At 60.0% G+C, this 25,827-nt stretch carries 24 protein-coding genes; 17 read left to right on the forward strand and 7 right to left on the reverse strand.

Annotated elements, in window-relative coordinates; genetic code table 11:
• Positions 1–69: 69 nt before the first annotated feature.
• Positions 70–939: an AraC family transcriptional regulator gene (locus tag HV675_RS21535; protein WP_175113119.1), complete on the reverse strand. Its 870-nt coding sequence runs from the start codon at positions 937–939 to the stop codon at positions 70–72.
• Between the two features lie 272 nt (positions 940–1,211).
• Between HV675_RS21535 and HV675_RS21540 the strand changes: the two genes are divergently transcribed.
• On the forward strand, positions 1,212–1,943 hold the full coding sequence (locus HV675_RS21540; protein WP_175113120.1) for an ABC transporter substrate-binding protein: 732 nt from the start codon (positions 1,212–1,214) through the stop codon (positions 1,941–1,943).
• 79 nt (positions 1,944–2,022) lie between these two features.
• Here HV675_RS21540 and HV675_RS21545 read toward each other — a convergent pair whose 3' ends face one another.
• Positions 2,023–3,060, reverse strand: a complete 1,038-nt coding sequence (locus HV675_RS21545) for a fatty acid desaturase (protein ID WP_175113121.1) — start codon at positions 3,058–3,060, stop codon at positions 2,023–2,025.
• Positions 3,061–3,377: 317 nt separating this feature from the next.
• Between HV675_RS21545 and HV675_RS21550 the strand changes: the two genes are divergently transcribed.
• Positions 3,378–4,778, forward strand: a complete 1,401-nt coding sequence (locus tag HV675_RS21550; RefSeq protein ID WP_175113122.1) for an ethanolamine ammonia-lyase subunit EutB — start codon at positions 3,378–3,380, stop codon at positions 4,776–4,778.
• Positions 4,775–5,575, forward strand: coding sequence for an ethanolamine ammonia-lyase subunit EutC (gene eutC, locus HV675_RS21555; protein WP_175113123.1), 801 nt, complete (start codon positions 4,775–4,777; stop codon positions 5,573–5,575). Before HV675_RS21550 ends, eutC begins: the two co-directional genes overlap by 4 nt.
• A 1-nt stretch (position 5,576) precedes the next feature.
• Here the strand turns inward: eutC and HV675_RS21560 are convergent, their stop codons facing one another.
• Both HV675_RS21560 and adh read right to left on the reverse strand, forming a co-directional pair.
• Positions 5,577–5,960, reverse strand: a complete 384-nt coding sequence (locus HV675_RS21560) for a DUF779 domain-containing protein (protein ID WP_175113124.1) — start codon at positions 5,958–5,960, stop codon at positions 5,577–5,579.
• A gap of 62 nt (positions 5,961–6,022) precedes the next feature.
• Positions 6,023–7,543, reverse strand: a complete 1,521-nt coding sequence (gene adh / locus HV675_RS21565) for an aldehyde dehydrogenase (RefSeq protein ID WP_175113125.1) — start codon at positions 7,541–7,543, stop codon at positions 6,023–6,025.
• 398 nt (positions 7,544–7,941) lie between these two features.
• Here adh and HV675_RS21570 point away from each other — a divergent pair, with 398 nt between their 5' ends.
• The 7 genes from HV675_RS21570 to HV675_RS21600 all read left to right on the forward strand — a co-directional run bounded on the left by HV675_RS21570 (position 7,942) and on the right by HV675_RS21600 (position 14,376).
• A complete protein-coding gene (locus HV675_RS21570; protein WP_175113126.1) occupies positions 7,942–8,130 on the forward strand; it encodes a hypothetical protein in 189 nt (62 codons plus the stop codon).
• Positions 8,131–8,147: 17 nt separating this feature from the next.
• Positions 8,148–9,536 carry an ATP-dependent RNA helicase DbpA gene (gene dbpA / locus HV675_RS21575; protein ID WP_246270459.1) on the forward strand — a complete coding sequence of 463 codons (1,389 nt, stop codon included), beginning with the start codon at positions 8,148–8,150 and terminating at the stop codon, positions 9,534–9,536.
• A gap of 404 nt (positions 9,537–9,940) precedes the next feature.
• Positions 9,941–10,687: an anti-sigma factor family protein gene (locus HV675_RS21580; protein WP_175113128.1), complete on the forward strand. Its 747-nt coding sequence runs from the start codon at positions 9,941–9,943 to the stop codon at positions 10,685–10,687.
• Positions 10,688–10,843: 156 nt separating this feature from the next.
• On the forward strand, positions 10,844–11,362 hold the full coding sequence (locus tag HV675_RS21585; protein WP_175113129.1) for an RNA polymerase sigma factor: 519 nt from the start codon (positions 10,844–10,846) through the stop codon (positions 11,360–11,362).
• Complete coding sequence (locus HV675_RS21590) at positions 11,359–12,189, forward strand: anti-sigma factor family protein (protein ID WP_175113130.1); 831 nt, start codon at positions 11,359–11,361, stop codon at positions 12,187–12,189. Before HV675_RS21585 ends, HV675_RS21590 begins: the two co-directional genes overlap by 4 nt.
• A 260-nt stretch (positions 12,190–12,449) precedes the next feature.
• Positions 12,450–13,193 (forward strand): SDR family oxidoreductase, encoded by a 744-nt coding sequence (locus tag HV675_RS21595; protein WP_175113131.1) that lies wholly within the window; start codon positions 12,450–12,452, stop codon positions 13,191–13,193.
• Between the two features lie 160 nt (positions 13,194–13,353).
• Positions 13,354–14,376: an aldo/keto reductase gene (locus HV675_RS21600; RefSeq protein ID WP_175113132.1), complete on the forward strand. Its 1,023-nt coding sequence runs from the start codon at positions 13,354–13,356 to the stop codon at positions 14,374–14,376.
• A gap of 286 nt (positions 14,377–14,662) precedes the next feature.
• Here the strand turns inward: HV675_RS21600 and HV675_RS21605 are convergent, their stop codons facing one another.
• Entirely contained in the window at positions 14,663–15,061 is a 399-nt protein-coding gene (locus HV675_RS21605; protein WP_175113133.1) for a lysozyme inhibitor LprI family protein, read from the reverse strand.
• 866 nt (positions 15,062–15,927) lie between these two features.
• Between HV675_RS21605 and HV675_RS21610 the strand changes: the two genes are divergently transcribed.
• The 5 genes from HV675_RS21610 to HV675_RS21630 all read left to right on the forward strand — a co-directional run bounded on the left by HV675_RS21610 (position 15,928) and on the right by HV675_RS21630 (position 21,536).
• Positions 15,928–16,419 (forward strand): SRPBCC domain-containing protein, encoded by a 492-nt coding sequence (locus HV675_RS21610; protein ID WP_175113134.1) that lies wholly within the window; start codon positions 15,928–15,930, stop codon positions 16,417–16,419.
• A gap of 300 nt (positions 16,420–16,719) precedes the next feature.
• Entirely contained in the window at positions 16,720–17,958 is a 1,239-nt protein-coding gene (locus HV675_RS21615) for a tyrosine-type recombinase/integrase (protein WP_175113135.1), read from the forward strand.
• A gap of 305 nt (positions 17,959–18,263) precedes the next feature.
• Positions 18,264–18,470, forward strand: a complete 207-nt coding sequence (locus HV675_RS32990; RefSeq protein WP_175113136.1) for a ribbon-helix-helix protein, CopG family — start codon at positions 18,264–18,266, stop codon at positions 18,468–18,470.
• Positions 18,463–20,598: an N-6 DNA methylase gene (locus tag HV675_RS21625; protein ID WP_175113137.1), complete on the forward strand. Its 2,136-nt coding sequence runs from the start codon at positions 18,463–18,465 to the stop codon at positions 20,596–20,598. The genes HV675_RS32990 and HV675_RS21625 overlap by 8 nt, the downstream gene beginning before the upstream one ends.
• Entirely contained in the window at positions 20,595–21,536 is a 942-nt protein-coding gene (locus HV675_RS21630; protein ID WP_175113138.1) for a site-specific DNA-methyltransferase, read from the forward strand. Before HV675_RS21625 ends, HV675_RS21630 begins: the two co-directional genes overlap by 4 nt.
• On the opposite strand, the gene HV675_RS21635 is transcribed toward HV675_RS21630, so the two are convergent.
• Entirely contained in the window at positions 21,486–22,631 is a 1,146-nt protein-coding gene (locus HV675_RS21635) for a phospholipase D-like domain-containing protein (RefSeq protein WP_175113139.1), read from the reverse strand. The genes HV675_RS21630 and HV675_RS21635 overlap by 51 nt on opposite strands.
• A gap of 263 nt (positions 22,632–22,894) precedes the next feature.
• Positions 22,895–23,509: a recombinase family protein gene (locus tag HV675_RS21640; protein ID WP_175113140.1), complete on the reverse strand. Its 615-nt coding sequence runs from the start codon at positions 23,507–23,509 to the stop codon at positions 22,895–22,897.
• Between the two features lie 274 nt (positions 23,510–23,783).
• Here HV675_RS21640 and HV675_RS21645 point away from each other — a divergent pair, with 274 nt between their 5' ends.
• Both HV675_RS21645 and HV675_RS21650 read left to right on the forward strand, forming a co-directional pair.
• On the forward strand, positions 23,784–23,930 hold the full coding sequence (locus HV675_RS21645) for a hypothetical protein (protein ID WP_175113141.1): 147 nt from the start codon (positions 23,784–23,786) through the stop codon (positions 23,928–23,930).
• 46 nt (positions 23,931–23,976) lie between these two features.
• The gene (locus HV675_RS21650) at positions 23,977–25,719 is read left to right on the forward strand and encodes a hypothetical protein (RefSeq protein ID WP_175113142.1); all 1,743 of its coding nucleotides are present in this window, start codon (positions 23,977–23,979) and stop codon (positions 25,717–25,719) included.
• Positions 25,720–25,827 lie beyond the last annotated feature (108 nt).

Genomic DNA, 25,827 nt, shown 5'->3' on the forward strand with positions numbered 1-25,827 from the left:
GGGCGCACTGTCGGCGGTAGTCGCCCGGCGCGCCCGTCCTTTCTCGTGCGTTGTGACGGATGGGCTTGCCTACGTCGCGACATGCTGCGCGAGCGGCACATAAATCTCCGTCAGCAATTCGGCTGGCGCCGTGTGCTTCGGATCGTTCAGATATTCCTCGAACACCGGCGCGTCGGCCGGCTCGTGTCCCGACTTGACGAGCCATTCGCCGAAGAGCCATTCGTAAGCCGCGTGCATATCGGCATACGGTCCCTTGTGCCGCAGCACCGCATACCGGCCGCCTCGCACCGGCGTCATGTCAAACGGCGCCGCTACGTCGACCCGCCGCGGCAGCAACACGCCGGCCTTCGCGCGCAACTGCGCTTTCTCGACGACACCCGGGTCGTCGTAGTAGATGCCGATCATCCGCATATCGGCGCTCAACAGATTGCGCGCGGCGAGCCACGCTTCGAGCGCATCGAACGCCTTGCCGATCTGCATATAGTCGCCGACGTGTGCGATCGACACGACTTCCATCGCGGGCACATCCCGTATCTCCACATCCCGATGTTCCATTTCAGCGTCTCCTGAAATTGCCGGTCGAAACCGGCGATGACTGCCTTCCTTGCGATACCGCGCGGGCGGCGTCCCATACACCGCGCGAAACGTCCGTGTGAACGACTGCAGGCTGCTATAGCCCGATAGCGCCGCGATGTCGGCGATCGGTTGCGTGCCGTTCGCCAGTAAGCCCGCCGCGCGATGCAGCCGCAGACGCCGGACTGTCGTCGCGATCGTCTCGCCGTACAGGCCCTGGTAGATCCGGTGCCAGTGATACGGCGACAGGCAGGCGATCCGCGCAAGCCGGTCGATATCGAGCGGCTCGTCGAGATGATCGTAGATGTAGTCCAGCACACGCTGCAGTCGCGCAAGGTAGCGGGACCGATGGCTCAGGTCGTTCATCGGAGTTCCATCAACGTAATCGCGTTGAAAGCAAGGTAGCACGGGTCGCTTTAACAAATCCTGCGGAGTTGATGGCGGTGAGAGCGGCCCAGGAGCGGCGCCGATGTGTGCCGCGCCTGAGCGGGCCGCCAGAAGCGCGGGTCGAATCGCGCACTCGTTGGACGAATCGGCAGCAAGCGGGACGGGTGACGTAACATCGGGCGTGTGCTGTCGTCGAAGCCGTTGCTGTTGCGCGCAGCGCGTCCCCTTCCCTTACGAACCGCATTCGATCCATGAATCCAGATACCGTCCGTTCCGCCTTCGCGCCGCAAGGAAAACTGCGCGCGTCGATCAACCTCGGCAATCCGATCCTCGCGAATCGCAATCCGCAGACGGGCGCGCCCGGCGGCGTCTCCGTCGATCTCGCTCGCGCACTCGCGCAGCAACTGGGCGTCGAGCTTGAACTCGTCGTGTTCGACACGGCTGGCAAATCTGTCGAAGCGGTATCCGGCGAACGCGCCGATGTCGGTTTTTTCGCGGTCGACCCGGCGCGCGGTGCGAGCATCGCATTCACCGCGCCGTATGTGTTGATCGAAGGTTTTTACCTCGTGCGCAACGAATCGCCAGTTCGCCGCAATGAAGAGGTCGACGTCTCGACGCATCGCGTCGCGGTGGGGAACGGCAGCGCATACGATCTGTTCCTGACGCGTGAATTGCATCACGCGACGATCGTGCGCGCGGCGAGCTCGCAGGCTGTCGTGCAGACGTTTCTCGAGCAGGGGCTTGAAGTCGCGGCGGGGGTGAAGCAGCAACTCGAGGCTGATGCCGCGCGTACCTCAGGACTGCGTCTGCTCGATGAGCGCTTTATGGTGATCCAGCAGGCGATGGGTTTGCCGAAAAGTCGCGGCGAGGATGCGGCCGGTTTTCTTCGGGCGTTTGTCGAGGAGCAGAAGCGTTCTGGTTTTGTTGCGGCGGCGCTTGCGCGTCATGGCATTACCGGTGCGTCGGTCGCGCCGGCTGCGTAAGCGCGGCGCTCGCAATTTTCCGCGGTCGGTGTGCGGCGTTGCTCACCCGTTCGTCACCACGCGTTTGCGTGAGGCCGTCTTACCCGGAAATCGCGTCAGCGCCTGCATGGCTTGCGGCACGATCCGGCCCGCGAAACTGCCGCAATAACGCGCGCAGATATCCACCGCCATCGCTCAGCACGCTTGCATCCTCCGCATCGGCCGCGAGCCGCGGCAATGCCGACCACGGCAAGGTCGGATGCAGATGATGCAAGCAATGCAGATGATGATTCATGACGACGGTTTGCCACGCGCGCGCGAGCTTGAAATTGCGCGCGCGGCCCGGACGGTCGAGCTCGACGCCGTAATGCGGCATGTTGTCGGCAAGCGAGATCCACGCGCCGCGCAGGTAGCCGATCAATAGCAGCACAGGCCACCAGCGCCCGTACAGTGCACATGCCGCACCGTACATCGCGAGCGTCGCCGCGAAATCACGCCGCGTCTGCTTGCGGCGCCGCTCGGACCCGGCGAAATCGACAAAGCGCCGGCGAATCTGGTCGCCGTGCTCGCCGTCCGCATTGAACTGCTCGTTCAATAGCCGCTGAACGAGCTTGACCGGCAAGAATGCGACACAAGGCGTCAGCACTTCAGCCAGATAGAACCCGCCGCACAACATGCCGAGATAGCGCAATCGCGCAAGCCCATACCGCTTGCCGGACGCGTGAATATCCGGCTGATCGTACGGTTCGCGCGTGAACCGATGATGCATCAAGTGGCCGAACCGTACCGCGTCGAAAGGCAGCGCAAGCAGAATGGACAGCCCGCGGCCGGCATTTTCGTTGGCCGAGCGCTGCGGCAGCAACTGGCCGTGAATCGACTCGTGAATCAGGCCCCAGTGCGTCGGCGTCAGCATCACGATCGGCACGACCAGGCCGAGCGCGACGGCGCCCGCATGTCGCAGCAGCAATGCCAGGCCGACGAGTTCAATACCCATCGCAGTGACGACTAGCGCGATCAGCGCAAAATTGATCGAAACCCCGATGCCTCCAATGCCCCCGATATTCCCGATGCCCAGCTGGGCGACGCCCCGCAACGTGTTTTCTCCGGTTTCGTCGTGCACCGGATTGGCTCGATTCATATCCTTTGTCCTTATCCTTGTTTGTGGCGCCAGCCAGGCCGACCGTACCCTCGCACATTTCGGGGGCAACAAAATGAATGCCTGCCGCGACGGGTTTATTCCTGGAAACGCTCACCGCAAGATCGGCAGGTTTTTGATGGCGCTGGAATTTCAGCGCCCGTAATATCGGCTCTCGTACGCATGAGTGCGTGCCGGGTGTCGACGGCACCGTCTGGCTCGTGACGATCCCCCTATTTGGCGCTATCGTGGTGAGCAAGCCGGCACGCAAGCGTGGCTTAGACCACCCGCACCGGCCGATGCCATCAAGGAGTCCAGCGATGAGCTTCACGGAGACCATCGGTCCGCGCACCTACCGCTTCGCGGACCTGAAGACGCTGCTTGCCAAAGCGAGCCCATTGCGCTCCGGCGACCAACTGGCCGGCATCGCCGCGGCAAGCGAGGAAGAGCGCGTCGCCGCCAAAATGGCGCTCGCGAATGTCCCGCTGCGCACGTTCGTCAACGAAGCGCTCGTGCCGTACGAAGACGATGAAGTGACGCGCCTGATCGTCGACACTCACTCGCCCGACTCTTTCGCGGAGATCGCGCATCTCACGGTCGGCGATTTCCGCAACTGGCTGCTGGCGACCAACACCGATACCGCCGCGCTCGAACGTGTGACCGCGGGCCTCACGCCGGAGATGGTCGCGGCGGTGTCGAAGCTGATGCGCAACCAGGATCTGATCGCCGCGGCGCGCAAGCGGCCGGTCGTCACGCGCTTTCGCAATACGATCGGCCTGCCCGGCCATCTGTCGGTGCGCCTGCAACCGAATCACCCGACCGACGACGTAAAAGGCATTGCCGCTTCAATGCTCGACGGCCTGATGTACGGCTGCGGCGATGCGGTGATCGGCATCAACCCCGCTTCGGACAGCCCCGCAGCGATCACGAAGCTGCTGCGAATGACCGACGACTTCCGGCAGCGCTACCAGGTGCCGACGCAATCGTGCGTGCTGACGCACGTCACGAACACGCTCGCCGCGATCGAAAAGGGCGCGCCGGTCGATCTGGTTTTTCAATCGGTCGCGGGCACCGAGCAAGCCAATGCGAGCTTCGGCATTTCGCTTGCGCTACTGCAGGAAGCCTACGAAGCGGCGCTGTCGCTTCGACGCGGCACGGTCGGCGACAACGTGATGTACTTCGAAACCGGGCAGGGCAGCGCGCTATCGGCCAACGCGCATCACGGCGTCGATCAGCAGACCTGCGAGGTGCGAGCGTATGCCGTCGCACGCCGGTTCAAACCGCTGTTGACGAATACCGTGGTCGGCTTTATCGGCCCGGAGTATCTGTACGACGGCAAGCAGATCACGCGCGCGGGCCTCGAAGACCATTTCTGCGGCAAGCTGCTCGGCGTGCCGATGGGTTGCGACATCTGCTATACGAACCACGCGCAAGCCGATCAGGACGATATGGACAACCTGTTGACGCTGCTTGGCGCCGCGGGCATCAACTTCATCATGGGCGTGCCCGGTGCGGACGACGTGATGCTGAACTATCAGAGCACGTCGTTTCACGATGCGCTTTACCTGCGCGACGTGCTCGGCTTGCGGCGTGCGCCGGAGTTCGAAGCATGGCTGGAGTCGATGCGCATTACCGATATGCGAGGCGTGTTGCTGAACAGCGCGGCCGCGCGGCAGCCGCTGCTTGAAGGCGCGCGCGAATGGGTGGGAGCGGCGCCATGAGCGATAGCGTCGAGAAGAATCCGTGGGACGGGTTGCGGGCTTTCACGAACGCGCGCATCGCGTTGGGACGCGCGGGCAACAGCTTGCCGACCGCGCCGTTGCTCGCATTCGATCTGTCGCACGCACAGGCGCGCGATGCGGTTCATCATCCGCTGGATGCCGATGCGCTGCACGACCAATTGCATGCGCACGGTTTTGCAACGACGCTCGACGTCCACAGCGCGGCGCCGGACCGCGAACACTATCTGCGCCGGCCCGATCTCGGACGCCGGCTGTGCGACGAGAGTCGCGAGGTGTTGGCGAAGGCTTCGCTCGATCAACCGGATGTCGTATTCGTGATTGCGGACGGTCTGTCCGCATTCGCGGCATCACGCCAGGCGGTTCCCATGCTGCAAGCGATTCACGCGAGACTGCGGGACTGGAAGATCGGCCCCGTTGTGGTGGCGCGTCAGTCGCGCGTCGCGCTGGGCGATGAAATCGGCGAACTGCTGCGCGCGCGGATGGTGGTGATGCTGATCGGCGAGCGGCCCGGCCTGAGCTCGCCGGACAGTCTCGGCATCTATTTGACCTACGCGCCCAAAGCGGGCTGTAGCGACGCGCAACGCAATTGCATTTCGAATGTGCGCCCGGAAGGATTGTCCTTCGAAGCGGCCGCGCACAAGCTGCACTATCTGCTGACTCATGCGCGCCGCCTCGGGTTGACCGGCGTCGGTCTGAAAGACGAGAGCGACGTGTTGCTCGAAGACGCGCCGGCTGCCGCGGCGAGCCTCGACGCAAGCGCGCCGGACGCGCATTGAATTACGCGTCCGCCCGCTCGACAGGATGCGCGGCGAGCCATTCGTTTTCCGCATCGTCATAGAGCCGCGAGCGGGTTAGAAATCGCAGGCCTGTCGGGCGCTCCAAAGAAAACATGCCGCCATTGCCGGGCACGACATCGATAATCAACTGCGTGTGCTGCCAATACTCGAACTGCGATTCGCTCATATAGAACGGCACGCCGGCAATTTCGCCGAGCTTCACATCCGATCCGCCGACCATGAATTCGCTTGTCGGAAAGCACATCGGTGCGCTGCCGTCGCAGCATCCGCCTGATTGATGAAACAGAATCGAGCCATGCTCCGCAGCGAGTTTCTGAACCAGCGCGACAGCAGCATCGGTCGCGACTACACGTTCAATGGCCATCCGATCACCTCGCAAAAAGAAGCAGGCCGCATGCGCGGCCCGCCCAACAGGAGACTCTGTGCCTAGAAGAAGCCGAGCGGCTTGTCGCTATAGCTGACAAGCAGGTTCTTCGTCTGTTGATAGTGATCGAGCATCATCTTGTGCGTTTCGCGGCCGATGCCCGATTGCTTGTAGCCACCGAACGCCGCGTGCGCCGGATACGCGTGATAGCAGTTCGTCCAGACCCGGCCGGCCTGAATCTGCCGGCCAAAGCGATAGGCGCGTGAACCGTCGCGCGTCCAGACACCGGCGCCGAGTCCGTATAAGGTGTCGTTCGCAATTTCCAGTGCTTCATCTTCGTTCCTGAACGTGGTCACCGATACGACCGGCCCGAAAATCTCCTCCTGGAAGATGCGCATCTTGTTGTTGCCGCGGAACACGGTCGGCTTCACGTAGTAGCCCTTCTTCAACTCGCCGTCGAGCCCGTTGCGCTCACCGCCGATCAGGCATTGCGCACCTTCCTGCTTGCCGAGATCGATATACGACAGGATCTTCTCGAGCTGTTCCTGCGACGCTTGCGCGCCGATCATCGTTTTCATATCGAGCGGATGGCCTTGCGAGATCGCATCGACACGCTTGAGGGCGCGCTCCATAAAGCGGTCGTAGATCTTTTCGTCGACCAGCACGCGCGACGGGCACGTGCACACTTCGCCCTGGTTCAGCGCGAACATCGTGAAGCCTTCGAGCGCCTTGTCGAAGTAGCTGTCGTCGTGATCCATCACGTCGGCGAAGAAGATGTTCGGGCTCTTGCCGCCCAGTTCCAGCGTGACCGGAATGATGTTCTGGCTCGCGTACTGCATGATCAGGCGGCCCGTCGTCGTTTCGCCGGTGAACGCGATCTTCGCGATGCGTTTGTTCGACGCGAGCGGCTTGCCGGCTTCGAGACCGAAGCCGTTCACCACATTGATGACTCCCGGCGGCAGCAGGTCCTGAATCAGATCCATCAGCACCAGCACGGAGGCCGGCGTTTGCTCGGCCGGCTTCAGCACGACGCAATTGCCGGCGGCAAGCGCGGGCGCGAGCTTCCACACCGCCATCAGAATCGGGAAATTCCACGGGATGATCTGACCGACCACGCCGAGCGGTTCGTGAAAGTGATAGGCGACGGTATCCTCATCGATCTGCGAGATCGAGCCTTCCTGCGCGCGAATGCAGCTCGCGAAATAGCGGAAGTGATCGATGGCAAGCGGAATATCGGCGGCGGTCGATTCGCGCAGCGGCTTGCCGTTGTCGATGGTCTCCGCGACCGCGAGGCGCGCGAGGTTCGCTTCCATCCGGTCGGCGATCTTGCTGAGAACGTTCGCGCGCTCGGCCGCGGAAGTCTTGCCCCATGCGGTTTTAGCGCGATGCGCGGCGTCCAGTGCCAGTTCGATATCCGCTTCGCGCGAGCGCGGAATCGATGTGAACGCTTCGCCGGTGATCGGCGAGATGTTGTCGAAGTACTCGCCGCCGGCCGGCTTTACCCATTCGCCGCCGATGAAATTCGCATACTGCTTCCTGTACGGATAGTCCGTGCTCAGAAACTGCATCTCCGCGTGATTCATCTGTGTGCTCCTCACATGTAATCGGGACGTTCGCGTCGGCGCGGTGCCGCCCGTGCTATTGCCGGGCGTGTCGTGAGCCGCGCGTTCGTTACGCCAGAACCATGCCAATCGGAGCGAACGATGTTCGATGACGGTGCATCAGGCACTGTCGCGATGCCGGGTCGCTTCGCGTGCGCGAACCGAACGTCGCGACGCGCATCGATATTGAACAGCGTGTCAACGGCGTGTTCATGAATTGAACAATGCGGTTTGCGTGTGCGAATGAATCGCCGGCTGTTCGATCAATGTGATGCGCGCATGCTGATCGCATCTTGCCGGGTGTCCGCATCAGCTAGAATCGCCGGATGTCGCGATGCCGTCGCGACTTTCAACCGAACCGGTCCAGATCCAGAGAATCCATGTCGTTTACCTGCAGAAACCAGTCCTGCGGCGCGCAGTGGGAGCCGTCCGACGTCGTTATCAAGAACGAAGGGCAAGGGCTGCTATTCCGCTGTCCGATGTGCGGCGCGCGCAATTATGTCGAACGCTTCGAGGCCGATGACGGCACGATCGTCTATGAGCAGATCGAAGGTCGTCCGTACCCATGACGCGCTCGCCGACCGACATGAACACCTCCACCGCGTTCAGCACGCTGTCGCTGTCGCCCGCCGCGCTCGCCAACCTCACGCAACTCGGCTACCTCGAGATGACGCCGATTCAGGCGGCGAGCCTGCCGCTCGCGCTGGCTGGCCATGATCTGATCGCGCAGGCGAAAACCGGCAGCGGCAAAACCGCGGCCTTTGCGCTTGCGCTGCTTGCGCGGCTCGACGCGCGCAAATTCGACGTGCAGGCGATGGTGTTGTGCCCGACGCGCGAACTGGCCGATCAGGTCGCGCAGGAAATCCGGCGCCTCGCGCGTGCGGAAGAAAACATCAAGGTGCTGACGCTGTGCGGCGGCACGCCGATGCGTCCGCAAACTGCGAGCCTCGAGCACGGCGCGCATATCGTCGTCGGCACGCCGGGACGCATCATGGATCATCTCGAGCGTGGCAGCCTGTCATTGCAGGCGCTCAATACGCTCGTGCTCGACGAAGCGGACCGCATGCTCGACATGGGTTTTTTCGACGATATCGCGACTGTCGCGCGCCAATGCTCGAAGGAACGCCAGACGCTGCTGTTCTCCGCGACCTACCCCGATGGCATCGCGAAGCTGAGCCAGCAGTTCCTGCGCAACCCGAAACAGGTGACGCTCGAAGAGCGCCACGATGACAGCAAGATCCGTCAGCGCTTCTACGAAGTGACCGAAGACGAGCGGCTGCACGCCGTCGGTTTGCTGCTCGATCACTACCGGCCGGTCAGCACGCTTGCGTTCTGCAATACGAAACAGCAGTGCCGTGACCTGCTCGACGTGCTGCGCGCGCAGGGATTTCATGCGCTCGCGCTGCACGGCGAACTCGATCAGCGGGAACGCGATCAGGTGCTGATCCAGTTCGCGAACCGCAGCTGTTCGGTGCTGGTGGCCACCGACGTCGCCGCGCGCGGCCTCGATATCGCGCAGCTCGAGGCGGTGATCAACGTCGACGTGACGCCCGATCCTGAAGTGCACGTGCATCGGATCGGCCGCACCGGCCGTGCCGATCAGGAGGGCTGGGCGCTGAGCCTCGCGAGCATGGACGAAATGGGCCGCGTCGGCAGCCTGGAAAAGGCGCAAGGGCGCGAGGTCGAATGGCGGCCGTTGGCGGAGCTGACGCGCACCGGCGACACGCACCTGCAGCCGCCGATGGAAACCCTGCAGATTCTCGGCGGCCGCAAGGAAAAGATCCGCCCGGGCGACGTGCTTGGCGCGCTGACCGGCGATGCGGGTTTTGACGGCGCGCAGATCGGCAAGATCAACGTGACCGAATTTTCCACGTACGTGGCGGTGGAGCGCGGCGTCGCGCGCGAGGCGCTGCGCAAGCTCAACGCGGGCAAGGTGAAGGGCAAGAAGGTCAAGGTCCGGCTGATGGACGAATAAGCGCAAGGCTGTTGTCGGGTGTCGAGCGGGCATGGTGTTCAATCGATGCCGTGCAGCCGTGCAGCCGTGCAGCCGTGCAGCCGTGCAGCCGTGCAGCCGTGCAGCCGTGCAGCCGTGCAGCCGTGCAGCCGTGCAGCCGTGCAGCCGTGCTACGCCACAGCCACAGCCACAGCCACAGCCACAGCCACAGCCACAGCCATAGCCATAGCCATAGCCATAGCCATAGCCATAGCCATAGCCATAGCCATAGCCATAGCCATAGCCATAGCCATAGCCTCGCGGGTTAGCGCGATGCAACGCAACAGTAACGCCCAGACGGCACTCAGTAAGGCCGGGATCGGGAATAAAGCGGGTCATGATGCTGTTTGTCCCAAGGTAAGGCACTTTCTTCCCTATGCAGACAAATGGCGCACAGCGATTTCACCACCGACCCACCGCTTACCGAAGCGGACATCCAGGCGTTCGCCGATGGGTCGCTGTCGCCTGAGCGCGCCGCCCGCGTGCAGCGCTACCTCGGCGCGATGCCGGCCGAAGCGAGCCGGATCGCGTTCTATCGCCGGCTGAACGGCGAGATGCAGCGCTCCTTCGTGCATCATGCGTCCGCGGCGCGGGACGACTCGCGGCTCGTTCGCCGCGGCCCGACGCGCGGCGTGCGCGCAATCGCGCGCCGTGCGTTCCGTGCGCTGGCCGGCTCCGTCGCGCAGCGCATCGCGTTGCTCGCGCTCGCGTTGTGCGGCTGGGCGGCCGCGTCGTTCGTCTCCGATCATCAGTTCAACGCCGCGGCCGTGATGGGCTACGCGCAGTGGGCCGGTGCGCCGGCGGAGATTTCCGCCGCACCGCTTCCCGCGAGCCGCGATCCGTTCTCGACCGAGTTTGCGCGGCTGGGCTGGCGGCTGGTGTCGACCAGAACGCTGCGGCTCGGGCTGATCGCGGATGCGCAGGAGTTCGACTACCGCAACGCCCAAGGCCAGCCGATCGTGCTGCTGACCACCCGCGCGCCGCTCGTGATCGACCGGCCGCGCTGGATGGGGCACCGCGTCGGCGAGCTGCGGCTGCTCACCTGGGCCGATCACGGCACGCGCTACGTACTGGCCGGCCGTGCCGACGCGCGCGGCCTGATGCTGGCGGCCGACGCGGCCACTTTCCATTGAGCGGCGAGCCGGCGACGCAAGCGCTCGCTCACAGGTGCGGTTTTTGCGGAGTTTGAGCGCCGCAAGGAATAAAATCACCCGAATATTGTTCGCAGTGGCAGATACCGTCGTGCGCCGGTCGGGTGCGCGGCTCGCGACACCTGACGGATTTAAACAATGGACATCCGCGACGAACTGATGGAACACGTACCGCGCCTGCGTCGCTATGCGCGGGCGTTGGTGAACAACCGCGATTTATCAGACGATCTGGTGCAGGACACGCTCGAACGCGCGCTGTCCCGCATCGAGAAATTCAAGCAGGGCAGCGACCTGCGCGCATGGCTCTTCACGATCATGCACAACGTGTTTATCAATCAGGTGCGCAAGGCGTCGACGCGCGCGGTGCATGTGTCCGTCGATGATGAAAGCGTGTTCGAGAGCGAGTTCGCGGTGTCGGCGAGCCAGACGCAGTCGCTCGAAGTGCGCGACCTCGACTACGCGCTGCAACGGCTGCCGGCCGATCAGCGCGAGGTCGTGCTGCTGGTCGGTCTGGAGGAGATGAGCTACACGGAGGTCGCGCTCGCGCTGGACATTCCGGTCGGTACCGTGATGTCGCGTCTGTCGCGCGGCCGCGAGCGGCTCAGGGCATTGATGGCGGGTGCGCAGCCCGGCGCGAAATTACAGGTGGTGCGATGAGCGAACAACAGACTCCTATCAGTGAAGAGGATCTCCACGCATATGTGGACGGCGCGCTTTCCGAAGAGCGTCGCGAGCAGGTGGAGCGCGCGCTCGAGCAGAATCCGGGGCTGGCGACGAAGGTGAGTGACTACTTCTCGCTGAACAGCATGTTCCATGAGCGCTACGATCGCGTGCTGAGCGAGCCGGTGCCGGCACGCCTGCGCCCGGGCAAGACTCGCAGCTGGCGCGATGCGATGAACTGGCCGCAGTTTGCAGGCATGGCGGCGGCGCTTGTGCTCGGCATCGGCATCGGTGTCGGCACGAACATGGGCCGCGGCGTGCCGGGCGGTGGCGGGACGGGCGCGTCGTCGTCCGATACGCGGCCGGTCAGCGCGGACAGCAGCGAAATGTTCGCGCGCAAGGCGGCCCTCGTGCACGTCGTGTATATGCCCGCGGTGTCGCGTCCGTCGGACATGGGCCAGGGTCATGAGGAAGAGTTCGTGCAGATGCTCGCGAACCGGCTCGGCACTGACGTGCATCCGCCTATGCTGACCAAAAGCGGCTTTCAGCTCGACGGCGGCCGGATGCTGCCGGGCAAGGATGGCCCGATGGCGCAGTTCATGTATCGCAACGCGCAGGGCGAGCGGCTCACGCTATTGATCTCGCATCGCAACACAAGCGCGAACACGACCGCGTTCCGGCTGTATCAGGATGGGCCGGTGAACGTGTTCTATTGGGTTGACGGCAATTTTGCCTACGCGGTGTCGGGTGGACTCGACCGCAACGTGATGCTGCAACTCGCGCATGACGTGTATTCGCAATTGACCGGGTCCACCGCCGGTTGATCCGATCCAATAGATTCTGCGGCTGTCGAGGTGAAAAGGCCGGTCGGCGCATGCCGACCGGCCTTTGTTTAATTTTGTGCGACCTTATCGACATTGAAAGGCACCGTCGGCGAGATTCCATTTCGTAGTGGCCCCAGAATCGACAAAAGCTAATTGCCAGAAAAATAAAATATTCTCCAGCTACACTCGCACGCCTGCGAGTTTCATTCGCCAGCCGCACTCGTATGTCTTATTCAGCCACACCGCTCACGGACCACCTCATGGCAACCACACAAACTACCCATATTTCTCTGCAAAGCAGCCGCGTCGTTATCGCCGGCGGCACCTCGGGCGTCGGTTTCGCGGTCGCGCAGGCCGCCGCGCTCGCAGGCGCTGAAGTGACCATCGCGTCGAGCAGCCTGCGACGTGTGCAGGACGCAGTCGAGCAACTGCCGAAGGGCACGCGCGGCGAGGCCGTCGATTTCACCGACGAAACGCGCGTCAGCGCATTCTTCGAGCGCGTCGGCGCATTCGATCACCTCGTCTATACCGCGGGCGAGTCGCTGTTCCTGAAGACGCTCGCGGAACTCAGTATCGAAGATGCGCGCAAGGCGTTCGACGTGCGCTACTGGGGCGCGGTGACCACGGTCAAGCATGCGGCGCCGTACATGCGCTCGGGTGGTTCGATCACCTTGACGGGCGGTGTCGCTTCGTCGCGGCCGCTGTCGTCGTGGGTGATTCCGTCGAGCCTGCTCGGCGCGATGGAGTCGCTCACGCGCGCGCTCGCGGTCGAACTCGCGCCGCTGCGCGTGAACGCGGTCAAGCCGGGCGTGCTGCGCACCAACCTGTGGAGCAAATTGAGCGACGCAGACCGCAACGATCTCTATGAAACGGTGGGGAACAAGCTGTTGGTGCAGCGGGTCGGTGAAGCGAGCGAAGTTGCCAACGCGTATTTGTATTTGATGCAGCAGGGATATAGCACGGGCCAGGTCATCGTCGTCGATGGCGGGCATATGCTGGTTTAGTGCCCGACGGTCCGGTCGTCGAGGTCAGCGCCAGCGCCCGCGCATGTCCTGTGTCAGACTCCTGTGACTGATGTATTGATGTATGTCCGGTTACGTCCTGGACGGGCTCGACTCATCGCCCGATATTGCGTGTCACTGACTTTATCGATTGGAGCAAACCATGAGCATCAAGGACAAGCTGCCGGCCGGCACCCGGCTCGGCTTTGGCACGGCGCCGCTGGGCAATATGTTTCGTGCGATTCCGGACGCCGAAGCGGCTGAAACCGTCGAAGCGGCGTGGCAGCACGGCATTCGCTATTACGACGCCGCGCCGTTCTACGGCGCGGGCCTGGCCGAGATTCGACTCGGCGATATCCTCGCGAAACATAAGCGCAGCGAGTATGTGCTGAGTTCGAAGGTCGGTCGCGTGATTCTCGATGAGATCGAAGACGTGAATGCGCGCGACCTCGGCGAGAAGGCCGGTGTGTTTGCACACGGCCGCCCGAACAAGATGGTCAACGACTATACGGCTGACGGCACGATGCGTTCGATCGAAGACAGCCTCAAGCGGCTCAAGACCGATCACATTGAAATTGTCTGGATTCACGACCTCGCGCAGGACTTTTACGGCGACGACTGGCTGTCGGTGTTCGAAATAGCACGCAAAGGCGCATTCCGTGCGCTGACCAAGCTGCGCGAAGAAGGCGTGATCAAGGCGTGGGGCCTGGGCGTCAATCGCGTCGAGCCGTGCGAGCTCGCGCTTGATCTGAGCGAAGCGAAGCCCGATGGGTTTCTGCTCGCGGGGCGTTATACGCTGCTCGATCATCAGCGCGCATTGCAGCGCCTGATGCCGGATGCCGCGGCTCATCATGCCGAGATCGTGGTCGGCGGTCCGTATAGCTCCGGCGTGCTCGCGGGCGGTGCGCATTTCGAGTATCAGAAGGCGTCGCCGGAGATTCTCGCGAAGGTCGAGAAGATCAAGGCGATTGCGAAGCGTCATGACATCAGCGTGAAGGCTGCTGCGTTGCAGTTCGCGCTTGCGAATCCGGTGGTGGCCGCGGTGATTCCGGGCGCTAGCCGGCCGGAGCGGATTGCTGAAGATCAGGCTGCGGTGTCTGAGGTCATTCCGGATGATTTCTGGCGTGAAATGCGGCAGGAAAAGCTGGTTGCGGAGAATGCGCCGTTGCCGATCGATAAGGCTTGAGGGGTGACGGTTGCGGGGCGGCCTGGCTGGTTGCCGCAAGGCGGTCTTGCCGGGCGACCGCGTGCCCGATCGGTGCGACTGGATTGCGGTTTGACGGAGCAGCGCGGTTGCGGCCGTTCGGTTTTGACCGCGATTGACCGCGACTGCGACCGCGCGATGTGGCGTCGACTCGTGACCAGGGCTCGGGGCACATCTGGTGCGTTGGTGCGTCAGCGCCCGTCAAGACTTTCTCCAATGACTAGTGCCCGCTCGTCCTAAGCCGTAAGCCTTAAGCCCACGTGCGGGCTCATTGATTGCCGCACGTGGTATCCCCTTCCTCGCAGTGCAACTGGCTATTGAGCAGTTTGGTTTGCGCTTGCGTCAAATCGTCGAGGCAACTTGCGAGCGCCATCCCGTGGATGCTGCCGTCGCGCGAGCCCGACGCGTTGAAATCGCACTGCGCATCGCGCCATGCGATCCATGCACGTTGTGATTTTTGCAGCTTGTCCTTGCCGGGCTTGCTCACCTTGGCGAGTAGCGCGCGAAAGGTCTGGTTGAGCTTGGCGTCCGATGCTTTCAGGCTGTTGTTCGCGCATTGCGTGAGCGTGGCCTGGTCGGTGGCGTTGGCGCAATTGGGTTGCGCGGCGAATGCCGGGGCGCAGGCGAGTAGTAACGCTGTGACGATGCAAGGGGTTAATGTGCGCATTGGCGTGTCCTCTTCTTCTATCGATGAATGAAAGAAACGGTACCCGGTTTCACATTTGATTGGTGGTGTCTCATGCGCATTTGAAGCTTGGCTGAAAGAACACTTGTGGTCTTAAAGCGCTGGGCCAGATGGGACCTCGTTCTTAACCTGCCACGCATCAGCATCCAGGTGAGGTGCGTTGACCTTGACGATGCGTTAGATGGAATCGGGTTCGTGAACGACGTCTGTCGCACGGGGACGCTATTCACCTCGACGCAACGACCGCTTGCACATGGGTGTTTCCTGCGATGATCTGGGCAACGTAAAAAGCATGGCTAATCATGTTTGCGACCTCGTCATCTATTGCGACGAGCCGGACATGCTGAGGATGCGGCGCGGAACGCGCTGGCCAGAACGGACGAAGAGACCAAGGCTTAAGGGGGCGCCCGGAGGTTAATCCGGTACATCGCGTCCACGCACCGACCGCGCTAGCAACGTCGGGTGGCGCTTTCAATCGTGCCGATGGGCGCGCCGATCGCCGTGGCTCAAAGCGAACGACGGAATAAATCGCCATCCGTGCGTGTTCGTGACTCTGGTTGTTGGGGGCAGCCGACGAGACTACTGCAGTCCACCTCTCCACCACGACCGCTCATCAAGTTCAGCCCGCGTTTTCGAAAGGCGCTCGATCGACCGAATCTCAACCTTAGCCACTATTTCTCACGTTGAACAACATGAAGCTTACGTTTCGTATCGCTCAGGAACCGTCACACTCCATTCATCGGCACCTTCGCACTCGTGCTGCGGCCGGGCGCCGCGGTGTCGGCCGCGCGATAGCGGCGGCATGGCTGCTCGCGGCGGCACCCGTCTTCGCGCAAACGGCGCTCACCGTGAACGATGACGGAGCGCATCGCTCCCCGGACATTCACTGGCCGCACGGATTCACGCCTGAAGACGCGGACCTCTACGCGCACAATCAGATTGAAATAGACGCACCCTGCTCGCGGGTGTGGAAACATCTGATCGCGGCGCCTACGTGGCCGTCGTGGTATGCGAACGCGCACAACGTTCATCTGGTCGGTGCGAAGACGGATCATCTCCAGCTTCATAGCGCATTCTCGTTCGATACCTTCGGCGCGCATTTCAACGCAAGGGTTGCCGAATTCGTGCCGAACGAGCGCCTTGCGTGGTTCGGTAAGGGTAAAGGCAACGACGCCTATCACGCGTGGCTGCTTACCGGCACATCGAACGCGTGCACGGTGGTGACCGAGGAGGTTGCCAAGGGGCCGAATGCGCTGATGCTCAGGCAGCGCGACCCGAATGGCATGCATAAAGGCCATGACCTATGGCTGCAGGGACTCAAGACAGTATCGGAGCAGTAAGGTCCGCATCGACCCGTTTCACAGGACGGGATGGTTGCAAGGCGCCGCCCCGCTTACACGGGTTCCAGAAAGCAAAAAGCCCAGTCACAAGGACTGGGCTTTTTGCATGAATTCTGTGGTGGGGCGTGAGTGACTCGAACACTCGACCTACGGATTAAGAGTCAAGGGTTCCCGTGATTTTTACCGATCAATAGGGTTCGATGATAATTATAAGTATCTGATTTGTAGTAAAATTATCGCTCATCGAAGTTTTATCAATCCACCGAAAATCGTGTGGATGGTAGCAAAGGGGTAGCAAGGATGAGCGAGCAAAAGGACCGGGCCGGAAAAAGCGCCCTGAATTTCACGAAAACGGCCATTGAAGCGTTGCCGCTGCCCGACAAGGGCTGGAAGTATTACTACGACACGAAGGTGTCCGGGCTGGGGATCGGCGTCGGCGCGAGCGGCATCAAGACGTTTATCCTGTACCGGAAAGTAAATCGTAAGCCGGAGCGGATAAAGCTCGGACGCTACCCCGATCTAACAGTCGACAAAGCCCGTGCGCAGGCGATGAATCTGAATGCCGACATAGCGAACGGTGCGAACCCGGCAGAACTGAAACGCGGGCGTCGCGCCGAGATAACGTTCGGCGACCTCTTCGACCAGTACTACAAGAATCACAGCGTTCCGCACAAAAAGACGTACGATGAAGACAAGCAGAAGTTCGACAGGTACCTCTCGAACAACAAGGACGGGATCAATTTAGCGTCGCGGCAGTTATCGGCGATCACGAAAGCGGAGATCGCCCAACTGTTCGCGAAGATTAGCAAGAAACACAAGGTGACGGCTAACCGCGTGCTAGCACTGGTCAGCAGCATTTTTGGCAAGGCGATCGAATGGGGTATCTGGCATCAGATCAATCCGTGTCATGGCATGCGTAAGCACAGCGAGAACAGTCGCGACCGCTTCCTGCAACCCGACGAACTCCCGAAGTTTTTTGAACAGGTGCTGGCGTATCCGAATGCCACCGTGCGCGACTACATATTAATTAGCCTGTTGACGGGTGCGCGTCGCAGCAACGTGCTTGCGATGAGTTGGAATGAGGTGAATCTGGAGCGAGGCGAGTGGCGTATTCCCGAGACGAAGAACGGAACGCCGCAGTCCGTGCCGCTCGTGCCCGATGTGATCGAAATCTTGAGTGCGCGCAAAGAATCGGAAGCTTGCGCTGATTCGCCGTTCGTGTTTCCTGGATCGGGGGATACGGGACATCTTGTGGAGCCCAAGAAGGCTTGGAAGATCATCCTCGACAAAGCTGGAATCGCCGATCTGCGGCTTCACGATTTGCGACGCACGATGGGTTCGTGGCAGGCGGGAACGGGGGCGAATCTGTCGGTGATCGGTCGTTCTTTGAACCACAAGTCAACGCAGACGACGGCAATTTATGCTCGCCTTTGGATGACTCCCGTAAGAGACTCGATGCAGACAGCCGCTACGGCGATGATGCAGGCGGCCGGTCTGAGTACTGGTGGTGATGCGGACGCGGGCGATGCAACTGAGTGAATTTGAAGATGCGGTCTGGCAGCAAGTGCATCTGCAGTCTCAATTGCCGCCCATGGATATCGAATCTGTGCCGATTCTTAACAATTGGTAGCTGGGGTGCGATTCGGACGAGCTCGGAGAGGGAGCTATCCTCTGCGCGTTAGTGAAGGAACGTGCCGCTGTATCCCGACCGTCTTAACGCAGCAATCGCTCAATTGGCGCAATTCACGGGCGTTCGCCGGAATGAAAGGGGAAACGATAGGATTGGCTGGTTCGCATGGTGTAACATACACCACAACTCAGCGCATTGATGCATTTGTCACCACATGACCAATCCTGCTCGACGCTCAGTGCGTACGTCGGTGATCCTCTCAGAGGGGCAGCACGCGCGACTGAGCGAGATTGCGAACAAGAGCGACGTCTCTGTCGCGTGGATAATCCGGCAGGCGGTTCAGCAGTTCCTCGACCGAACGGAAAACGAGCAAATGCCGCTACCTATTCGTATCGTTCGAGACGGTGAAGGCGATGCTTGACGGCGCTCTCACTTCCGACTTTGACACACCATTGCTTGCGTACACGCTCAATGAGCGACCCAACTCGCCTCGTTTGTCCGCGCCTGCACCAGGGCGCTCGCTTGGCGCAACGGTGGCACGCGTTGAGCGCCCGGTTCGTGAGGCTGTCAGGTTGATAAACAGGGCTGTTGCCGTCAACGGGGCACTGTTTTCTTCCATCTTTGATTGCAGCGTTTACGGTCCAGGATGCCTTCTAGAGTCGAGCGATGTTCGCCTGTCATGGTTCGTGGTGGGCGCAGCGGTCACACATGCGCTCATGACTCGTAGAGAAAAGGTCGCATCTTTCCCGGTCTCGCTTGAATGGTTTTTTGGCGATGTTCGGCGTGCTCGTAGCCTGCTGGCGTGCTTCCCACTGCAGCAAATAAATGCGGCGGAGAGCGAGTTGGGCAATCTAACAGTGTCCGCCGATCTGCTAGACCTTCTTCCTTACGTCCTCGAGCCGCATGGGCACATTACGCGGAACAGCCTGGAAACGTGCGAAGTCGCGAAGAAAACGCGTGAAGTCAAGAAAGATGCCGGTGTCTATTACACTCCATCCGACGTTGCTGATTTCATGGTTCGATCGCTTGCTTCTACCTCCGGCGTGTCGGGCACCTGGATCGATCCAGCATGCGGCACCGGCGTATTCTTACGCGCCGTCCTCGCATATTGCAGAACATCCGATCCACAAACGCGCGATCTTCGCGAATTCACGCTATCCAGCGTGTTTGGGATCGACAAGAGCGCGCTGGCAACGGACCTAGCCGCGTTTGTTTTGCTCGCCGAATGTGCGTCAAGTGCGTCTTCCGAGCATTCCGCCTTTGACGTCTGGCAGCAGTTGAAGGGAAACATCGCATGCATGGACTCTCTTCGACTCACCCCGTCAGGAGGCGCATCTGAGCTGCACGACGACCAACCTCTATCGGTTGAGGTAACCGATGTATTCCCCAAGGTTGGTCGCAATCTGTTTGATCGGGTGGTAATGAATCCACCGTATGCGACGGTTCGCATTGATAAGAGCCTGCAAGCTAGCTGGCACTCATTCTCTGACATAGCAATTGGCCAAACCGCCGATATGCATTTGGCATTCAGTGAAATGTTATGGCGACTAACTTCGAAGGGCGGCGCATCTGCGGCCGTCTTGCCTCTTTCGATTGGATCGAACACGACGAAGTCATATGTCCGGTTTCGTGAAGAACTGCTGCGAAGTTCCGGAACAAAGGAGTTTCTATTTTTTGACCGCGAGCCCCAAGCGTTGTTTGGTGAGGACATCAAGACTCGAAATTTGATTGTCCTGAGAAAGGATGTATCAGACGAAGCGGAGGTTCGAACAAGTCGACTGCTCAAATGGACTGCAGAGCAACGACCGTCGATTTTCAATGAAAACCGATTGGTCAGCATTGAAGCCCAGAAGTGCAAAACGTTTGTGCCAAAGGTGGGATCGGATGCCGAAAGAGACATCTATGATCGACTCTCGTCGGCTGTGTCGCTGACGCGCGCCACCGTGTTTGCGCCGCGAAGCTTTCGTATTTCCTTTGATGATGCGGTGAAGTCCACTAGTGGGATGCACAGCCGCACTCTTCTCGTTTCGGGAACCGCCTACAACTTCATAAACTGCTTTTTTTCGACTGGCCTCCCGGCGTATCCCCCGCGACCATACAGTAGCAGTCCGCTAAACGCGCTTCTCTTCAGTTCGGAAGAGGACGCATATGCAGCCTTTGCACTGATCTCGAGCCGCCTTTGCTTTTGGCTTTGGCACGTGGAGGGGGACGGCTTCCATTTGACCAGCAATTTCCTAAAGCGACTACCTGTATGGTCGTGTTTCGGGACTGAGATGGTGAAGCAACGTTTGTCGGAACACGGCAGGCTGTTGTGGCGGTCCGGAAGTGCCGCGGCTGTTGGGGCAGTAAACGGCGGCAAGCAAACTTACTCATTTCATTGCGGCTACGATCATTCATCGGCGCTAGAGGTAGAGCGGATGCTTTTGAAACACCTAAGCCTCGACGATGAGGTTTCCGGTGTGCTTGACGATTTCGTTCGGGCAACAGTATCGATTGATGGAAAGCGCCGTCTGCGGCGTTCTGACCCGGAGTTAAAAGAGCTCGTATGAAAAAAATCTCGAAAGAGGCCAAAGAAAAAAGCCAACTAACAAAAGAAGAGTGGAAGGAGTACACGAAGACCGTTTGGAGTATTGCAAACGTCGGTCACAGTGAACATCCCGCGGTTTTCCCTGAAGAGCTACCCTTGCGGCTTATAAAGCTCTTCAGTTTTTGGGGCGAAACCGTACTTGATCCGTTCGGAGGCACCGGCACTACGGCAAGTGTGGCTCTATCGCTGGGCAGAAGCGCGATCTCGGTTGACCAAAACGAGCGGTATGTCGAGATAGCGTATGAGCGGTGCCGAGCTCTGCCGGAGCGGGCGAACCCCGATACGGATGCGCAAATAGTCCACGGTGACAGCCGTGATATGCATTTTATGAAAGATGGTTCCGCCTCATTGATCGTTACGAGTCCGCCCTACTGGGACAAGGCCGACTATGGGAACGTTCATTCGAACATTGGACGAAGAGACACCTATGTTGCATTTCTAGCCCAAATGAAGGACGTTTTTCGGGAATGCCTCCGCGTGCTGGAGCCAGGCCGGAAAATCTGCGTGAACACAGCGAACGTGAACCAGTTCACGGAGCATGGTCTTCTTACATTTCCGATCGCCGCGGACTTTTGCGTGATCTTGCGCGAACTTGGTTTTGTCATGGTGAACGAACTCATCTGGTCCAAAGACAAGACCGGCGGCCGTTGGGGGTCGGCAAACGCACAGCGCCCAATTTTCGGCAGTTACCCGTACCCGCCGAACTTCCTATTCAAGAATATTCATGAATACATTCTTGTATTTGCTAAGCCCAATGGCGAATTGCGCAAAGGGGAGAAAGTGCGCCCTTATTCTGAGTTGATGGGTATGCAACTAAAGGAGGTCGCGGTCGAGGAAGAAAAGACGGCATCAAATAAAGCGCCACCACGTCGAGCTATTCGGAGCAGACGGAACGGTTAAACGGGTGGTTGGTGGCGACATGAGGCGGCCGGCGGTCAAGCTCTGCATAATTGACTGCCCTTTAGGGGACGTCGCGTCATACACTTCATATTGAATGCCTGCCGCCGACCTCTCGAAGCGAGCCACCGGGTCATTCATGTTATGGGTCTCGGGCATCTCAAGCTTTAGCGTGTTGGGATTGGTAGATTGGGCGCGCTTCGCATGCGTTGCGTGGATGCCCCTAGCAACCCCATCCGCGACGCTTGTGACCTGGGTGGCTCCTCCAAAGAACGGTTCACGTAGAACAGCCAGCGGGATTTGCACCTGTGTACCACGTGCTTTCCGAACTCGCATAAGCAAGACCTTCCCGGTTGTGACCGGGATCGGGGCTGCGCCGGCAGGCGCAGTTGGCACGCTGGTTTTCGGTGCCTTCGCTGCTGCTGGCGATACAGCAACTGGAGGGGACGCTGGTTTCGCTGGCGGCGTGACGGAAACCCCGCCAAATAGCTTCTTTCGACTCGTTCCTGAACCCACTGACTTGCGGCGCGCAGCGGCTTCAGCTTTTACGGTCGCCTCGTCTTTGAGGTAGCCGTTGTCGACCAATTCAGTAAGAAATTCAGTGTCCAACCTTCGAGCGAGACCGAGTGATATGTCTCGCCATGCATCGAGCGCATTCTCTGCCGATACGATAACTGGATCGTTAAGAGCGACGTTAATCTCCAGCCCCGCCTCGGTATTCTGGAATAGCCCAGCCTCCGTGATGTTATTCGATCCAACAATCAGCGTGCCATGTGTGGAGTTACGAAACAAGTAGAGCTTGGGGTGAAAGATTGTACCCGCCTCGTTGTGGTGAATGAAAATCGATGCGGTACCGTGCTCTTGCAGCGAAAGCAAACCCTCGAGCCCTTCTTTGGTTGTGTTATCGAGATCTATGCCGACAACTACGTGTAGTTCTTTTCCACGCTGTAGGAAGGCAGTCAAGGCCGGTGCAATGTGCGCAATACCAGATGCACGTACCCATGCAACGGCGATATCAAGTCTGTCCCACGTCTCCGCTCCCAGATGCCGAATTAAGTCTGTCCCAAAACGAGTTGCGAGTGGTTGGCTGTAGAACATTGGCCGCTTCCGACTGATGAAAACCTCATCGTATCAGCGGTAGGTGCAAACAGAAAGGCGCCATCGTCACTATGGCGATATATCGAGGAACAGATGATTTCGTTTGCATAAATCCGACCCAATCAATTCGGCCCGAGATGTTGTAGGCGCTATTCAGCAAATGAGGCGCTATTGCGGGTTTAGACGCCCCACCTGTCCAGACCGTACGGCCATACCGGGCGGTGTGGCCCGTCAAGTCATGTCGTCGATAGGTTACTCTGCGTTTATGCTCTGGCTGGACGGGCTAATTTGTCTTCCGCGCAAGCGCGTTTGACAGTGGCGGTGCCGACACCGAACTTCTCGGCGGTTTCCCGGATACTCGCACCATTCTCGGTCCGCCATGCTTTGATCGCCGCATAGTCGTGCGTTCGTACGCGGCCCGTGTATTTGCCGGCAGCCTTGGCGATCGCCACTCCGCGCCGTTGCATCTCCGCCCGGTTACGATAGTCTGCTTCGCCTTGCGCCGCCATGAACGCGAGCACGGCGTCACGTGTCGCCTTCTCGATAGGGTCTTTCGCGCGACCATCAAACGCCATCCCGTTAAGCGTGCATTCGACCCGCACGCCAAGCCCCATCAGCCGGTGCATTGTCCGGTGCAGTTCGTCGTACCGGCGACTGATCCTGTCCAGCCAGCGAACGATCAGGATGCCGCTGTGCCGTAGATCGTGCTCGGCTTTCCGCCATTGCTCGCGGTCTTCTGGAGCCACGTGGTAGCCGCTCACGCCCTCATCGATGAAAACGTCCTTGTCCTGCACGCCGTGGGCTTTGGCGTCCTCGTACTGGCTCGCAGCTGACTGGCCGTCCGTGGTGGAAATCCGCCCGTAATAGAGCTTGCGCATGATTTTAATTGGATCATTTGAATTGATGGATCAATATTACCACGGATCAAATCGACGGTTGATGCTATTGATCCACATCCAGACGACCCAGCGTATGGCCCGTTACGGTGTACCGAAATGAGCCATGACGCTTCGCTAGTGAGAGTGGGCGTCGACGAATATGCCATTCGCGTTTGGCTGTCGGTCATTGTTATTCTTGTCAATCTCGGGGTAAGGACATACGATTATCGCGGGTCGGTAGAACCGACCGAAAAAACTATTCTGAGAGGCGACCATGGCAACAGGCAAAAAAGCCGCGTCTGACGCGGCGAAGATTTTGCGCGATCCGAAGTCCTCGAAAAGAGAAAAAGAAGTGGCGGCTTCGGACCTGTCCGGGCGCAAAGACGCGACAAAGGCAAAACCGAAAACTAAATCGCGTTGACGCGGTAAAGCGTGTTGTGCGGAATACGGAACCGCTTGGGGGCAAGATGAGTAAGACCTCATTTGAAGACTGGCTGGCCGAGCGTCCGCGCTGGATGCAAACGGCAGCAGCGCGGTTGCTGGGATCGCAGCGCACACCGGAAGACAAGGATATAAGCATCCTTGCCGATCTTTGCCTCGCTGAGGCGTCCAAAGATGCCGCCGCTGCATTCGAGGCGGTGCCGGCAGGCGCATTTGCCACTCCGGTCGCATCGCTGAATGTCAGGTTGTCCAAGATCGAGAAGGTGAATGGAGTTAACGCAATCCGGCAGGATGCAACGCTCGATCTCGACAATAAAGACTTCGCGATTATCTATGGCCCGAACGGTGCCGGGAAGTCCGGCTTTGCACGGCTAGTTAAAAACGCGTGCGGCGCGCGAACGCGCACAGACCTTCTTCCCAACGTCTTTTTAGCGAAGCCCATTCCACCTTCCGCAGAGTTCGTTGTTGCGCAGAATAGCGCGACGGAGTCCGTTGAATGGACGGCGGCAGCAGGGCCAGCCGCAAAGCTCCGGCATATCCACGTTTTCGATTCTGCCGTCGCCGCGTCATACGTCAACGATAAAAATGTTGCGTCTTATGAGCCACGCCGCATGCGGTTCATCTCCCGGCTAATCGAAATATCGGAACGAGTGGCAGCCGAGTTATCGCGCCGGAAAAACGCGTTGCCGACAAAACTTCCGGTAATGCCACCGGACCATATCGACACGAAAGCAGCGGTATTCTGGGCGGCGATTAAACCTGCGACAACACAGGCTGCCGTTGATGCCGCGTGCGTCTGGACAGCAGTGGACGCGGACGAGCGCCTCAAGATCGAGACGAGCCTGAAGCAGCAGGACATCTCCGGTCGTCTGAAAGAACTGGAACGCCAGAAGAAGCTCCTCTTGCAGCTTGAAAATGAAGTGAAGAGCCTTCGTGATGCGCTGTCCGACGACACGCTGCTCGCGGTTCTGAATGCCCGACGTGACGCGGCCGAAAAGCGGAAGGCTGCTACCGACGACGCCGAACGCGTGTTTGCTAATGCGCCGCTCGATGGCGTTGGCAAACAAAGCTGGCGCCTGATGTGGGATCAGGCACGGCAGTATTCGGAAGAGCTGGCTTACCCGGATAGGTTCTTCCCTGCTGTCGATGAAAGTGAGGATAAATGCGTCTTGTGTCAGCAGCCGCTTGATCATGCGGCGCGTGGCCGGCTGTCGAGCTTCGAAACGTATGTGAAAGGCGGACTTGAAACTGGGGCGAAGACTGCGGAAAGGCTGCGTGACTCCTTGATCAAGGCTTTACCTGTATTACCGTCCGTCGGCAAATGGCGCTTGGATGTTGGTCTCGTGAAGGTCGAGGCAACCGACGCTGACAGCTTACTTGAAAGTATTCAGGCTCGCCGCGCGGCAGCGGAAACAGCTACTGTTGTTTCCGATTTGCCGCCAGTCGGTTGGGCGCAGTTGGATGAGGCAATAGCGGCTCTCACTGCATCGCTGGTGAAAGAGGAGGCAGTCCTTACCGAGTTGCAGAAAGATGGGAAAAAGGCCGAACATGAGAAGATACTGAAGGAGCTTCGCGCGCGCGAATGGATGACACAGCAGAAGACCGCTTTGGAAGCGGAAATTGTGCGGAAAGGCGTCATCGGCAACATTGACGAGGCGATCCGCTTGACGGGCACCAATGCTCTCACCCGCAAGAAAAACGATCTGGCGGACGAGGAACTTGCGAGGGGCTATCAGGAAAGATTTCTCGCCGAGATATCGGCGCTCTGAACCGCCCCGGATTTGGTGGAGGCTCCAACTTTTGAGAGAATGGAGCCATGAACAAGTCGAACAAGTTTTCTGCTGAAGTCCGCGAACGTGCAGTGCGCATGGTGCAGG

The organism is Paraburkholderia solisilvae (assembly GCF_902859875.1).
Lineage (GTDB): Bacteria > Pseudomonadota > Gammaproteobacteria > Burkholderiales > Burkholderiaceae > Paraburkholderia > Paraburkholderia solisilvae.

Excerpts from the sequence above, each read along its gene's own strand:
- HV675_RS21535 (WP_175113119.1), bottom strand. The coding sequence starts at position 939 with ATGAACGACCTGAGCCATCGGTCCCGCTACCTTGCGCGACTGCAGCGT.
- HV675_RS21540 (WP_175113120.1), top strand. The coding sequence starts at position 1,212 with ATGAATCCAGATACCGTCCGTTCCGCCTTCGCGCCGCAAGGAAAACTG.
- HV675_RS21545 (WP_175113121.1), bottom strand. The coding sequence starts at position 3,060 with ATGAATCGAGCCAATCCGGTGCACGACGAAACCGGAGAAAACACGTTG.
- HV675_RS21550 (WP_175113122.1), top strand. The coding sequence starts at position 3,378 with ATGAGCTTCACGGAGACCATCGGTCCGCGCACCTACCGCTTCGCGGAC.
- eutC (WP_175113123.1), top strand. The coding sequence starts at position 4,775 with ATGAGCGATAGCGTCGAGAAGAATCCGTGGGACGGGTTGCGGGCTTTC.
- HV675_RS21560 (WP_175113124.1), bottom strand. The coding sequence starts at position 5,960 with ATGGCCATTGAACGTGTAGTCGCGACCGATGCTGCTGTCGCGCTGGTT.
- adh (WP_175113125.1), bottom strand. The coding sequence starts at position 7,543 with ATGAATCACGCGGAGATGCAGTTTCTGAGCACGGACTATCCGTACAGG.
- HV675_RS21570 (WP_175113126.1), top strand. The coding sequence starts at position 7,942 with ATGTCGTTTACCTGCAGAAACCAGTCCTGCGGCGCGCAGTGGGAGCCG.
- dbpA (WP_246270459.1), top strand. The coding sequence starts at position 8,148 with ATGAACACCTCCACCGCGTTCAGCACGCTGTCGCTGTCGCCCGCCGCG.
- HV675_RS21580 (WP_175113128.1), top strand. The coding sequence starts at position 9,941 with ATGGCGCACAGCGATTTCACCACCGACCCACCGCTTACCGAAGCGGAC.
- HV675_RS21585 (WP_175113129.1), top strand. The coding sequence starts at position 10,844 with ATGGACATCCGCGACGAACTGATGGAACACGTACCGCGCCTGCGTCGC.
- HV675_RS21590 (WP_175113130.1), top strand. The coding sequence starts at position 11,359 with ATGAGCGAACAACAGACTCCTATCAGTGAAGAGGATCTCCACGCATAT.
- HV675_RS21595 (WP_175113131.1), top strand. The coding sequence starts at position 12,450 with ATGGCAACCACACAAACTACCCATATTTCTCTGCAAAGCAGCCGCGTC.
- HV675_RS21600 (WP_175113132.1), top strand. The coding sequence starts at position 13,354 with ATGAGCATCAAGGACAAGCTGCCGGCCGGCACCCGGCTCGGCTTTGGC.
- HV675_RS21605 (WP_175113133.1), bottom strand. The coding sequence starts at position 15,061 with ATGCGCACATTAACCCCTTGCATCGTCACAGCGTTACTACTCGCCTGC.
- HV675_RS21615 (WP_175113135.1), top strand. The coding sequence starts at position 16,720 with ATGAGCGAGCAAAAGGACCGGGCCGGAAAAAGCGCCCTGAATTTCACG.
- HV675_RS32990 (WP_175113136.1), top strand. The coding sequence starts at position 18,264 with ATGACCAATCCTGCTCGACGCTCAGTGCGTACGTCGGTGATCCTCTCA.
- HV675_RS21625 (WP_175113137.1), top strand. The coding sequence starts at position 18,463 with ATGCTTGACGGCGCTCTCACTTCCGACTTTGACACACCATTGCTTGCG.
- HV675_RS21630 (WP_175113138.1), top strand. The coding sequence starts at position 20,595 with ATGAAAAAAATCTCGAAAGAGGCCAAAGAAAAAAGCCAACTAACAAAA.
- HV675_RS21635 (WP_175113139.1), bottom strand. The coding sequence starts at position 22,631 with ATGTTCTACAGCCAACCACTCGCAACTCGTTTTGGGACAGACTTAATT.
- HV675_RS21640 (WP_175113140.1), bottom strand. The coding sequence starts at position 23,509 with ATGCGCAAGCTCTATTACGGGCGGATTTCCACCACGGACGGCCAGTCA.
- HV675_RS21645 (WP_175113141.1), top strand. The coding sequence starts at position 23,784 with ATGGCAACAGGCAAAAAAGCCGCGTCTGACGCGGCGAAGATTTTGCGC.
- HV675_RS21650 (WP_175113142.1), top strand. The coding sequence starts at position 23,977 with ATGAGTAAGACCTCATTTGAAGACTGGCTGGCCGAGCGTCCGCGCTGG.